12 protein-coding genes are annotated in these 12,417 nt (G+C 60.8%); 7 read left to right on the forward strand and 5 right to left on the reverse strand.

The features are described from left to right. Positions 1-87 precede the first annotated feature (87 nt). The 3 genes from KI235_RS26075 to KI235_RS26085 all read left to right on the forward strand — a co-directional run bounded on the left by KI235_RS26075 (position 88) and on the right by KI235_RS26085 (position 2,066). Positions 88-1,056 carry a polyprenyl synthetase family protein gene (locus KI235_RS26075; RefSeq protein WP_003205740.1) on the forward strand — a complete coding sequence of 323 codons (969 nt, stop codon included), beginning with the start codon at positions 88-90 and terminating at the stop codon, positions 1,054-1,056. A 204-nt stretch (positions 1,057-1,260) separates the two neighbouring features. Next, positions 1,261-1,602 (forward strand): zinc ribbon domain-containing protein YjdM, encoded by a 342-nt coding sequence (locus KI235_RS26080; RefSeq protein WP_003205741.1) that lies wholly within the window; start codon positions 1,261-1,263, stop codon positions 1,600-1,602. A 206-nt stretch (positions 1,603-1,808) separates the two neighbouring features. Further along, complete coding sequence (locus tag KI235_RS26085; RefSeq protein WP_003205743.1) at positions 1,809-2,066, forward strand: hypothetical protein; 258 nt, start codon at positions 1,809-1,811, stop codon at positions 2,064-2,066. Positions 2,067-2,200: 134 nt separating this feature from the next. On the opposite strand, the gene KI235_RS26090 is transcribed toward KI235_RS26085, so the two are convergent. From KI235_RS26090 to KI235_RS26105, 4 genes are all read right to left on the reverse strand, one after another. Next, positions 2,201-2,818, reverse strand: a complete 618-nt coding sequence (locus tag KI235_RS26090) for an FKBP-type peptidyl-prolyl cis-trans isomerase (protein WP_003205746.1) — start codon at positions 2,816-2,818, stop codon at positions 2,201-2,203. A gap of 204 nt (positions 2,819-3,022) precedes the next feature. Continuing rightward, positions 3,023-3,511, reverse strand: a complete 489-nt coding sequence (locus tag KI235_RS26095) for a TIGR00645 family protein (protein ID WP_003205748.1) — start codon at positions 3,509-3,511, stop codon at positions 3,023-3,025. 133 nt (positions 3,512-3,644) lie between these two features. After that, entirely contained in the window at positions 3,645-3,986 is a 342-nt protein-coding gene (locus KI235_RS26100) for a hypothetical protein (protein WP_013694243.1), read from the reverse strand. A 368-nt stretch (positions 3,987-4,354) separates the two neighbouring features. Further along, on the reverse strand, positions 4,355-6,793 hold the full coding sequence (locus tag KI235_RS26105) for an ATP-binding protein (RefSeq protein WP_003205753.1): 2,439 nt from the start codon (positions 6,791-6,793) through the stop codon (positions 4,355-4,357). A gap of 274 nt (positions 6,794-7,067) precedes the next feature. Here KI235_RS26105 and KI235_RS26110 point away from each other — a divergent pair, with 274 nt between their 5' ends. The 4 genes from KI235_RS26110 to KI235_RS26125 all read left to right on the forward strand — a co-directional run bounded on the left by KI235_RS26110 (position 7,068) and on the right by KI235_RS26125 (position 10,525). Continuing rightward, on the forward strand, positions 7,068-7,556 hold the full coding sequence (locus tag KI235_RS26110; RefSeq protein ID WP_003185616.1) for a DUF3015 domain-containing protein: 489 nt from the start codon (positions 7,068-7,070) through the stop codon (positions 7,554-7,556). Positions 7,557-7,644: 88 nt separating this feature from the next. Beyond that, complete coding sequence (locus tag KI235_RS26115) at positions 7,645-9,498, forward strand: DUF4105 domain-containing protein (protein WP_003205755.1); 1,854 nt, start codon at positions 7,645-7,647, stop codon at positions 9,496-9,498. A gap of 104 nt (positions 9,499-9,602) precedes the next feature. Continuing rightward, positions 9,603-9,959, forward strand: coding sequence for a hypothetical protein (locus KI235_RS26120; protein ID WP_028237098.1), 357 nt, complete (start codon positions 9,603-9,605; stop codon positions 9,957-9,959). Between the two features lie 74 nt (positions 9,960-10,033). After that, on the forward strand, positions 10,034-10,525 hold the full coding sequence (locus KI235_RS26125) for a GreA/GreB family elongation factor (protein WP_212795360.1): 492 nt from the start codon (positions 10,034-10,036) through the stop codon (positions 10,523-10,525). A 155-nt stretch (positions 10,526-10,680) separates the two neighbouring features. Here KI235_RS26125 and ettA read toward each other — a convergent pair whose 3' ends face one another. Continuing rightward, entirely contained in the window at positions 10,681-12,345 is a 1,665-nt protein-coding gene (ettA, locus tag KI235_RS26130) for an energy-dependent translational throttle protein EttA (protein WP_013694244.1), read from the reverse strand. Between the last annotated feature and the right edge of the window lie 72 nt (positions 12,346-12,417).

The raw sequence follows: 12,417 nt of genomic DNA on the forward strand, positions 1-12,417 counted from the left end.
CCTTGCAAGTAGCCGTCCATCGCGCCTTGACAGGCCTGGGTGGGGGTCCTAGCATGCCGCGCAACCCTTCTGGAGCACCTGTCGCTGATGCAACCCCAAGCTTTCTACCGCGCGGTGGCGGACGATTTTAGCGCCGTCGACGGCATCATCAAGAAGCAGCTGACTTCCCGAGTGCCGCTGGTATCGAAAATCGGCGACTACATCACATCGGCCGGCGGTAAACGCCTGCGTCCTTTATTGGTGCTGTTGTGCGGCAAGGCCCTGGGTCGCGAAGGCGACGACATGCGCCTGCTGGCCGCCACCATCGAATTCCTGCACACCGCGACCCTGCTGCACGACGACGTGGTCGACATGTCCGGCATGCGGCGTGGCCGTTCGACCGCCAACGCCATGTGGGGCAATGCCCCGAGCGTGCTGGTGGGCGACTTCCTGTATTCGCGCTCATTCGAAATGATGGTCGAGCTGGGCTCGATGCCGGTGATGAAAATCCTGTCCCAGGCCACGCGCATCATCGCCGAAGGCGAAGTACTGCAGTTGTCCAAGGTACGCGATGCCAGCACCACCGAAGAAACCTACATGGAAGTCATCCGCGGCAAGACCGCGATGCTCTTCGAAGCCTCGACCCACAGCGCCGCCGCCCTGGCCGGGGCCAGCGCCGAACAGAGCGAAGCGCTGCGCACCTTCGGCGACCACCTGGGCGTGGCTTTCCAGCTGGTGGACGACCTGCTGGACTACAAGGGCGACGCCGAGACCCTGGGCAAGAACGTCGGTGACGACCTGGCCGAAGGCAAGCCGACCCTGCCGCTGATCTACACCATGCGCGAGGGCACGCCTGAACAGGCAGCACTGGTTCGCCAGGCGATCCAGAAAGGCGGGATCGAAGACCTGGAAAGCATCCGTGTCGCGGTCGAAGCGTCCGGCTCGCTGGACTACACCGCGAACCTGGCCCGTGACTACGTCGCCCGCGCGATCAAATGCCTCGACGCCCTGCCGGCCAGCGAATACCGCGATGCGCTGGTAGAACTGAGCGAGTTTGCGGTGGCTCGCACGCACTGACACACAGGGCTTTTGTGGGAGCAAGGCTTGCCCGCGATACCGGCGACTCGGTTTCTGAAGGATCGCATAGTCGCCATCGCGGGCAAGCCTTGCTCCCACAAATCCTCTCGCCACAGGATATCCAAACGCAGCACCGTCCCTCTTTCGCAACAAAACCCTATATAATGTGCGCCCTTTTGTCCTCCTGATACCCAAGGAACCTTAGTGAGCACGTTGCCTCCCTGCCCGAAATGCAATTCCGAATACACCTACGAAGACGGTACTCAACTGGTCTGCCCGGAGTGTGCCCACGAATGGTCCGCCAGCGGCGAAGCTGAAACAGTGTCCGACGATACCGTGAAGAAAGATTCGGTCGGCAACGTCCTGCAGGACGGCGACACCATCACCGTGATCAAGGACCTCAAGGTCAAGGGCACGTCGCTGGTGGTCAAGGTCGGCACCAAGGTCAAGAACATCCGTCTGTGCGATGGCGACCACGACATCGATTGCAAGATCGACGGCATCGGCCCGATGAAACTCAAATCCGAGTTCGTCAGAAAAGTCTGATCCTGCTGTATTCCATTCCACACCCCGCGTGTGGGATGGAGCTTCGCCCTCTGCGCTTCAGCCCCATTTCTCGGACGTTAGCCAAGTGCCAGCCGTCCTGAGCGGCCATAACCCATCGTCAGAAAAACAATCGCAACGCCAATAGAGCCTTGCTATTTAGCGAATAAGAATTATTCTCATCGAACCCCATCAAGGAGATGAGAACCATGACTTATTTGATCGATGCCTGGCTGGACCGCCCACATCCCTACCTCAGGATCCTGCATCGGGAAACCGGGGAAGTCTGTGCGGTGCTTGAAGAAGAAGCCTTGAACGAGCTGCAGGACCAAGGGGATCTGGACCTCAACAGCCTCAATTCCAGTGAACCGTTGGTGCTCAAGGAACTGGTGCGCAATCTGTTCCTGTTCTGCTACGCCCGGGCATTGCGCCCGACGGGTGATTTCAGCGGCAGGTTCCACGGATGAAGCACCTGACCCTGTGGGAGCGAGCTTGCTCGCGAAGCGGTGTGTCATTCAACATCGATATCGATTGACTGACCGCCATCGCGAGCAAGCTCGCTCCCACAGTTTTTTGTCCGGCAGTAAAACCGGGCAGGGTCTTACAGTACGTCCAACAGCTCGACGTCAAACACCAGCACGCTGTGCGGTGGAATGCTGCCAACGCCTTGAGCGCCGTAAGCCAGTTCGCTCGGCACGTACAGACGCCATTTGCTGCCGGCGTTCATCAGTTGCAGGGCTTCGGTCCAGCCTGGAATCACGCCGCCTACCGGGAATTCGGCTGGCTGGCCACGATCGTAGGAGCTGTCGAACACAGTGCCGTCGATCAGGGTGCCGTGGTAATGGGTACGCACCTGGTCTTCACGGGTCGGCTTGGCGCCTTCACCCTGGGTCAGCACTTCGAATTGCAGGCCGGAAGCCAGGGTGGTGATGCCTTCACGCTTGGCGTTTTCGGCCAGGAACGCACGGCCTTCGCCAGCGGCGGCTTCAGCCTTGGCAGCGGCTTCGGCTTGCATGATTTCACGGATGACCTTGAAGCTGGCGGACATCTCGTCCTGGCCCACGCGGCTTGGCTTGCCGGCGAACGCATCGGTCAGGCCGGCCAGGATCGCATCCAGGCTCACACCCGGTGGCGGGTTGTCGCGCAGTTGGTCGCCCAACTGACGGCCAATGCCGTAGCTGACGCGGGTTTCGTCGGTGGACAGGTTAACTTCGGACATGATGCTGCTCCGCTGTGCGGACGGCTCGAGAGTTGCCGTGCGTGACACAGCGCCTCCCGGAGCGCCCGGAACCAAAAGGGCGAGCAGACTAGCACAGATGCCACCGCGGGTGACGAGCCCCCTGCGTCAAAGCAGGCCGCCAGAAACGACAACGCCCGCCTGCAATTCTACAGGCGGGCGTTGCGCCAGCGCGGTGAGCGGACCTCAGTGCTTGGTCAGTTTGTCCAGGTAGCCCATGGCAAATGCCGAGACCACGAAAGTCATGTGGATGATCACGTACCACATCAGGTGCTCGGGATCGACGTTCTTGGCGTCCATGAAAATGCGCAGCAGGTGGATGGAGGAAATGGCCACGATCGAGGCGGCGACTTTCATCTTCAGCGACGAAGAGTCCATGGTGCCCAGCCAGTTGAGCTTTTCCTTGTCGTCGCCGATATCCAGTTGCGAGACGAAGTTCTCGTAGCCGGAAATCATCACCATCACCAGCAGGCCGCCCACCAGCGCCATGTCGATCAACGACAGCAGCACCAGGATCAGGTCGGACTCGGCCATGGAAAACACGTTGGGAATGACGTGAAAGACTTCCTGGAAGAACTTCAGCGCCAAGGCCAACAGGCCCAGGGACAACCCGAAGTAGATCGGCGCCAGCAGCCAACGGGAGGCGTACATTGCGTTTTCGATAAAGCGTTCCATTGAATCTCACACCAGGGCTGAAAAAATCGCGGCGAGTATATCAGCCACGACCGGCCCCACAAATGCCGGGCCCCTCCCTGGCCCCTGCTCTTGTGTCAAAATTTTACTGCCGGTGCCCGTGCGGTGATGGCCTTCAATGCAGCGGACGAAACTCGAAGCCGCCGACATTGCGACAACGGCCTCCATTGATTTCACGCAGTTGAGCTTGCATGTGCAGGGACCAGATCTGCGGGTCGTCGGCCAGCTCATAGCCGTGCAGTGTCAGGCTTTGCACAATGGTATCGAGGATGGATTCGGCGGCAGTCGGGCCGGGGAATGGCCCTTGGGCCTTGATGGCAGAAGGTTGTTCACCGGCCATTCCGGCGGCGAAGAGCAAGGTCCACATACCGGTATCTCCCGCCAGGGGGCGGATGGCGCATTCGATACGGGTGACAAGGCCCAGGCATTGACGAGTGAGGCAAAGGTTGCGCGACATGGCGGCGCCCCTCGGTAGATCCGGTATTCAGCCCCGGGAGGAGGCTGTTTCGATCCGATGATGACTCTCGTTATCCTTGAGCTGAGGATAGAAGAAAAGTTCCGGTCGCAAGGACTTTCGAGACCAGAATACGCCGAGCGGTCACAGTGTGAATATTGACGCCAAAGTGGTGGCACTTTTTAGCAATAATCCCCAAAACATTGATGGTGACAGCAAGCCTGTGGGAGCAAAGCTTGCTCGCGATGAGATTGTCACATGCAACATTTCTGTTGACTGGACAAACGCTATCGCGAGCAAGCTTTGCTCCCACAGGCTGTTCTCCCACAAGCTAGCTCCCACAGGGGGGGCTAGCTGCGGTCAGGAAAACATCAAGCCGGCTTGGCCTCCGCCAATGCCTGCTGCGCCAGTTCCTTTTCCGCTTCCTTGATATCGTCTTCGCTGATCATCTCCGCAATCACCCGCAGCCGTTCCACCACGCGGGCGTTGACGCTGCCCTCCGGGAACTCGCCGTTTTCATCCGGCTCGCCAGCAGGCTCGCCCACCAACAGGCTCAGGGCTTCGTCGGCCTGGCGCACCGCGTAGACGTGGAACTGCCCGGCGCGCACGGCGGCCAGCACTTTCTCGTCGAGCATCAGGGTCGCGACGTTGGCCTGGGGAATGATCGCCCCTTGCTCACCGGTCAGCCCGCGGGCTTCGCAGAGGCGGAAGAAGCCTTCGATCTTCTCGTTGACCCCGCCCACCGCCTGCACTTCGCCGAACTGGTTGATCGAGCCGGTGATGGCGAAGCACTGCTTGAGCGGCGTCTTCGACAGGGCCGAGATCAGCGTACACGCCTCGCCCAGGGACGCGCTGTCGCCGTCCACGTAACCGTAGGACTGCTCCAGGGCGATGCTGGCCGAGATCGCCAGCGGGAATTCCTGGGCATAACGACTGCCCAGGTAACCGGTGAGGATCATCACGCCCTTGGAGTGGATTGGCTGGCCGAGGTTGACCTCCCGCTCGATGTCGACGATACCGCTGCCGCCCGGGTACACCGTGGCAGAAATCCGCGCTGGCACACCAAACGCAGAGTCGCCGACCTCGAGTACCGTCAGCCCGTTGCATTTGCCCACGGCCGCGCCAGCAGTGTCGATCAGGATGATCCCCGCCAGCATGTCGTCGAGGATTCGCGCCGAGACACGCCCGGTGCGGGTGGCCTTGGCCTTGAGGGCGCGTTCGATATGACCGGCGTCGGTCATCTCGTCACCGGCCAGTTGGCGAATGAAATCCGCCTCGCTGACCAGTTGGAACAGATCACCGATACGCGCCGACAAGCGCCCCTGGTGTTCGGCCAGACGCGCACTGTAGGTCGCCAGGCGCGCCACCGCGTCGGCGGTCAGCGGCGCCATGCCCTCTTCCGAAGTACGGGTCTTGAGCAACTGGGCGAACTGCTCCAGGCTTTCGTCGCCCATCGGGATGTCTTCGTCGAAATCCACCAGCACGCGAAACATTTCCTGGAAGTCCGGATCCAGGTCCTGCAAGGCGTAGTAAAGCTGGCGGGCGCCGATGATCACGACCTTGACCTGCAGCGGAATGTGCTGCGGCGTCAGGGTCACCGTGGCCAGCCGGCCCAGCTCACCCAACGGCGATTCCATTTTCAGCTTGCGCGATTGCAGGGCACGCTTGAGCGCATCCCACACGAACGGCTCACCGAGCATTTTTTCCGCTTCGAGAATCAGGAAACCGCCATTGGCCCGGTGCAAGGCACCCGGACGCAACTGCCGGTACGTGGTGTAGAGCGCGCCCTGGTCGGTGCTGTATTCGATGCGACCAAACAGGTTGTCGTAGGTCGGGTGCGGCTCGAACACCACCGGCGCGCCGCCACTGAACGGATGCCCGACCACCAGGCTCGGGGCGTACTGTTCCTCCAGCAGTTTACGGGCGATGGCGTCGGTCTTGCTGTCGTCCACCAATTGCTCGACCACGGTCTTGAGCAGATAGACCTGCATGGCCTGCAGGTAGCCGCAGACCGCAGCGTTCTCTGCGTATTTCTCCGACAGCGGTGCCAGCAATGGTTGCAGAGCCAGGGTGATGGTTTCTTCGTTGAGGTGGCGCAACTGGTTGCTGGACTCGCGCTTCCATTGCGGCAGGCTGGCGAGCTCTTCGTTCAAGCGCTCTTCCAGGCCCGAGATGTCCTCGTGGAAACGCTCGCGCTCGGCTTCCGGCAACTGGGCGAATTCCGCTTCATCCAGGGCCTTGCCTTCGCTCATCGGCGTGAAGGCAATGTTGCTGCTGTCACGGTACAGCGCGACATCCTTCTCCAGCGCCAGGCGCTCGATCACGTCCAAGGCGCGGTCATAGCGCTGGTTGAAGGCGCGGTCGATCGCGCTTTTCTTCTGCTGGTAGGACGGGTGCTCGAACACCGCCGGAAAAGTCGCCAGCAGGTTGTCGATCAGGCCGTTGATGTCGGCGATGAAAGCACCGGCCGTGCCTGACGGCAGTTCCAGGGCACGGGGTTCGCGGGGCTCATCGAAATTGTTGACATAGACCCAGTCCGCCGGGGTCTGCAGGCGCTTGCCTTCGGCCTTGAGGTAGCGTTTGACGAACGAAAACCGGCCAGTGCCGGGCTCGCCCATGACGAATACGTTGTAACCGGGGCGCGGCATGGCCACGCCGAACTGCAAGGCTTCGACCGCACGTTCCTGGCCAAGCACACCGCGGAAGGGCTCCAGATCATTGGTGGTAGAGAAGCTGAACTGTTCAGCGGAAAACGGACGGGTCAGCGCTTCGGGCGCTAGACGCAAGCTGGCAGCAACAGGATCAGGCATCGGGCTTCCTTACATCAGGCGGGGCAGATAGCGGCATTCTGGCGCTGCCTGTACCTGACTGGCAAGGAGCGCCTCAGACCAAAGCATAGTCAATGGGAAAACCCCAGGCGGGGCCCCGTAAACAGGCGATCCCCAGTAATGTTTTTGCAAAATGTCACGGAACCCTCGGATCGTGCCTAAACTCCAAATTGCGCGGCTGGAACAATAACCGGCCCACTGGCAGCTGTAGGGGCCAGACCCTGTCCATTGGTATGCACATAAAGAGAACATAGCTATGAAACGGATTCTTCTCGGTACTCTCTTCACCGCTGTATCCATCAACGCCATGGCTCAGGCGCCGGGCGGCCCGGATTGCGGCTGGGGCAACATGCTGTTCGAAGGTCAGCGTGGCACTCCGGCACACTTCCTGGCATCCACCACCAACGGCACTTCCGGTAACGCGACCTTCGGCATGACCTCCGGCACCAACGGGTGCTCGACCAATGCTGCACTGACCTACGGTGGCAAGTCCTGGCTGGCCATGAATGGCATGATGAACGAGCTGTCCGAAGACATGGCCAAGGGTCAGGGCGAAGCGCTGACCACCTATGCCGTGGTACTGGGCGTAGCGCCGGAAGACCGCGCACATTTCTCTGCCGTCACCCACGAGCACTTCCAGCAGATCTTCAGCAAGGCTGACGTAACCGCCGAAGACGTGCATACCAACACCCTGGCCGTGCTGAAAAGCGATCCTCGCCTGGCCAAGTACGCCACTCAAGCTTAAGCTCGACACCACTCGCTCCTCTCGGGGAGCGGGTTTTCTTTTTGGGGCCCCTTCGGTCTTTATTTTTCGCCTTTCCAAGTAGCCGACTATGCTCAAACGCCTTGCCTGGCTGGCGCTCTGTGTGTGCGCCCCGCTGTCCGCCGCGCCTCATGTCGACCCTCAACGTTTGCAGCAACTGGCCAATGACCGCTTCTGGATTTCCCTGGGCCACTACGAAACCGCCAAGCTCGGCGGTTGGCGCAGCTATATCAGCGACAAGAAATTCTTCCTCGCGCCCGATGGCAACGAACATCCCGAGCGTGAACTGAGCGCCACGCTAAAAGCCCTGTACGGCCCGGCCAGCGCCGGCCAGCAGCATGCCCAGTGCGTGTACCCGGCGCGCACGCGCTGGCTCAAGGCCCAGCTCAACCTGACGGATCTGCCGGCCGTCGACTGCGGCGACTTCAACCAATGGTTCAAGGACGTCTCGCCCCACAGCGCGGTGATGATCTTCCCCGCCGCTTACCTGAACAGTCCCTCCTCGATGTTCGGCCACACCCTGCTGCGCATCGACCAGGCCGATGTGCAAAGCGACAAGACCGCCCTGCTCAGCTATGCGATCAATTTCGGCGCCTACATCGAAGGCTCGGACAACAGCATCCTCTATGCCTGGAAGGGCCTGATGGGCGGTTATCCCGGCCTGTTCGCCCTGGTGCCGTACCAGGAAAAACTCTCCGAGTACCGTAGCCTGGAGAACCGCGACCTGTGGGAATATCGCCTGAACCTGAGCCAGGCGGAAACCGAGCGCATGGTCGAGCACGTCTGGGAACTCAAGCAGATTCAGTTCGACTATTTTTTCTTCGACGAAAACTGCTCCTATCGCCTGCTCGAATTGCTGCAAGTGGCTCGCCCCAGCCTGCGCCTGACCGAACAATTCCCGCTGACCGCGATTCCCACCGACACCGTCAAGGCAGTGAAAGAATCCGGCCTGGTGGAAAGCATCCAGTATCGACCGTCCCGTGAACGGGAACTGCTCAGCCGCGCCGAACCGCTCAGCGATGATGAACAGCAATGGGTACTGAAAGTCAGCGCCGACCAGCAGCAACTGCAAGCCCCCGGCTTCAAGGCGCTGCCGCGCGAACGCCAGGCGCTGATCATCGATGCGGCCTATCGCCTGGAGCGCTATCGCGCCAACGGCCAGGAGCGTGATCCGCAGCGCTCCCAGCGCAGTTTCGAACTGTTGCGGGCAATCAACCAGAACCCCGCGCCGGAACTCGATATCCCGCAACCGGGCCTGCCCGAGGACGGCCACCAATCACGCACCTGGCAGGCCGGCCTCGGCACCCGGGGCGACCGGGCGTTCGGCGAGTATGGCTTGCGCATGGCCTATCACGATCTGAACGACAACGCCGAGAGCTTCCCCTTGGGCGCACAGATCGAAATCCTGCAATTGAAACTGCGCCAGTACGAAGGCAATGACTGGCAGGTGCAACAACTGGACCTGGCGACCATTCGCTCCCTGACCCCACGCAACGAGCTGCTGCAACCGCTGTCCTGGCAGGTCACCGGCGGCCTGGAGCGGGTGCCAGGCAAACACGACGATGAAACCCTGGTCAGCCACGTCAACGGCGGCGCCGGTGGCACCTGGGCGCTGGGCGAAGAGGTGCTGGGCTTTGCCCTGGGCACGGTACGGGTCGAGCACAACAACGATTTCGCCCAATTCATCGCCCCGGCCGCCGGTTTCAACAGCGGTGTGCTGTGGAAAAACCCGCTGGGCAACCTGAGCCTGGAAGCCAAGGGTGATTATTTCGTCAACGGCGAAGTGCGCCGCAGCCTGAGCTTGAATCAACAATGGGAATTGTCCCGCAACCTCGGCCTGCGCCTGAGTGCCCAGCGGGAATTCAGCCAATTGGCCTCGCCGGAGAACGAAGTGATGCTCGAGGTGAAGTGGTACCACTACTGACCATGGCCTAGGCAACGAACGGATTAATCACCACGCTTTCACGCCTTACTGACGAATCCACTCCTAGACTTATTGTATGAGCGGGATTCGGCAGGAAAGCAGAAATGAAGCGTGCGACAGTGGTCCTGAGTGTGTTGATGTTGCTCGGTGGCTGTGAAACCACCCACGAAGACCTGATCGCCCGGGGTTATCCACCAGCGTTCGCCGACGGCTACGACGACGGTTGCAGCAGCGGCCGGCAAGCCGCCGGGGTGATCACCGGCCAATTCAGAAAAGATGTGCCGCGTTACCTCAAGGATCCGCGTTATGCCGAGGGCTGGAGCGATGGCTTCCGCCAGTGCCAGGCCATGCGCGAGAACGAAGAGCGCAATGCCTATCGCGAGCGCCATTGGGACGAACGTGAACGGGCCTGGCAGCAACAGAAAGACCAGGACGCCGCCCGGGCTTATCGCTCGCAATAAGTCGCGTACAGACATCCGTCGAAACCAAAACCCTGCAACCATGGCCCAAACTCCAATGCAGAGGAGCAAATGCCATGAGCCGCGCCTTCGTCAACGAAGATAACGCCGCTGCCCAGGCCGACCAGCCGGTCGAGCGCCAGGTCAGCGCGCAACCCAACTACGTCACGCCCACAGGACTTGCCCAGCTACAGGCCCGGGTCGCCGAGTTGCAGGCGCTACACGCCCAGCAGGCGAGCCGTGGGGAGCTGGCGGACAAGCAGCGGATCGCCGACCTTGAGCGGGATCTGCGCTATTTCACGCAGCGCCTGCAAAGCGCCCAGGTCGTTGCGCCGACTTCATCCGATCAAGTGCGGATCGACCACTGGGTGACCTTTGTCGATGAACAGGACCACGAGCAGCGAGTGCAATTGGTCGGGGAAGACCAGGCCGATGCGGCCAGTGGGCTGATCAACTGGGGCTCGCCGCTGGGAAGGGCGTTGCTGGGGGCAAAGGTTGGCGATGAGGTGACATGGGAACGACCATTGGGGAATCTCGCTATAGAGGTCGTTGCGATCGATCTCCAGTGATACTGCCAGTCTGTTTAAACATGCCTGAAGCCTCTAACAAGACCCGAGATTACCCGGTGCTCGGGTAGCCCCATCAATTAAGCCTCCCACAATGGATTTGCATCCATAAAAAAACGGAGCCTTCGAAGGCTCCGTTTTTCATGCAACCGACCGAATCAGGCCAATTTCTTGTGCCGTACGCGATGCGGCTGGGCAGCAGCTTCGCCGAGGCGTTTCTTGCGATCGGCTTCGTACTCGGTGTAGTTGCCTTCGAAGAACACCGCTTGCGAGTCGTCTTCGTACGCCAGGATGTGGGTCGCCACGCGATCGAGGAACCACCGATCGTGGGAGATCACAATGGCGGCGCCCGGGAAGTCCAGCAAGGCTTCTTCCAGGGAACGCAGGGTTTCGACGTCGAGGTCGTTGGACGGTTCGTCGAGCAGCAGGACGTTGCCGCCCTCCTTCAAGGTCAACGCCAGGTGCAAGCGACCGCGCTCACCACCGGACAAGTCCTTGACGAACTTCTGCTGGTCGCCGCCCTTGAAGTTGAAACGGCCCACATAAGTGCGCGACGGGATTTCATAGTTGCCGATGCGGATCTGGTCGGAACCGTCGGAGATCTGCTGGAACACGGTCTTGCTGCCGTCCAGGTCTTCGCGGCTCTGGTCGACGCAGGCCAGTTGCACGGTCTCACCGATTTCGATGCTGCCTGAATCCGGCGTTTCCTTGCCCATCAGCATGCGGAACAGCGTGGATTTACCCGCGCCGTTACCGCCGATCACACCCACGATGGCACCTTTTGGCATGGAGAACGACAGGTTGTCGATCAGCACGCGGTCGCCATAACCCTTGGAGACGTTCTTGAACTCGATGACCTTGTCACCCAGGCGCGGACCGGCCGGAATGTAGATCTCGTTGGTTTCGCTGCGCTTCTGGAATTCCTGGGATTGCATTTCCTCGAAGCGTTGCAGACGTGCCTTGGATTTGGACTGACGGGCCTTGGCGCCTTTGCGCACCCACTCCAGTTCTTCCTTCATGGCTTTTTCATGAGCCGACTGCTGCTTGGATTCCTGGGCCAGACGATCGGACTTGGCCTCCAGCCAGCCCGAATAGTTGCCCTCGTACGGAATGCCTGCGCCGCGGTCGAGTTCCAGGATCCAGCCGGCGACGTTGTCCAGGAAGTAACGGTCGTGCGTGATCGCAACCACGGTGCCTGGGAAGTCGTGCAGGAAGTGTTCGAGCCAGGCGACGGAATCGGCGTCCAGGTGGTTGGTAGGTTCGTCGAGCAGCAGCATGTCCGGGGCCGACAGCAGCAGGCGGCACAGAGCCACACGGCGCTTCTCACCACCGGACAGGTGTTCGACCTTCGCGTCCCAGGCCGGCAGGCGCAACGCATCGGCGGCGACTTCCAGCTGGCGATCCAGGTTGTGGCCGTCGCTGGCCTGCAGAATCGCTTCGAGCTTGGCCTGTTCGGCGGCCAGCTTGTCGAAGTCGGCATCCGGATCGGCGTAGGCGGCATAGACCTCGTCGAGGCGCGCCTGGGCGTCCTTGATCACGCTGACCGCTTCCTCGACCACTTCACGGACGGTCTTGCTCGGGTCCAGCTGCGGTTCCTGGGGCAGGTAGCCGATGTTCAGGTCCGGCATCGGGCGGGCTTCGCCGTCGAATTCGTTATCGACGCCGGCCATGATTTTCAGCAGCGTGGACTTACCCGAACCGTTGAGACCCAGTACGCCGATCTTGGCGCCGGGGAAGAAGGACAGTGAAATATTTTTCAGGATTTCCCGCTTCGGCGGAACTACTTTGCTCAGCCGATGCATGGTGAAGACGTATTGAGCCATGGTGAACCTAGCGTCAGTGACAGGTGAAAAGAACGAGCCAGGCCATGCGCGGCACCGGCACTTGACGGTCAT

The organism is Pseudomonas sp. St386 (assembly GCF_018325865.1).
Taxonomy (GTDB): domain Bacteria; phylum Pseudomonadota; class Gammaproteobacteria; order Pseudomonadales; family Pseudomonadaceae; genus Aquipseudomonas; species Aquipseudomonas brassicacearum.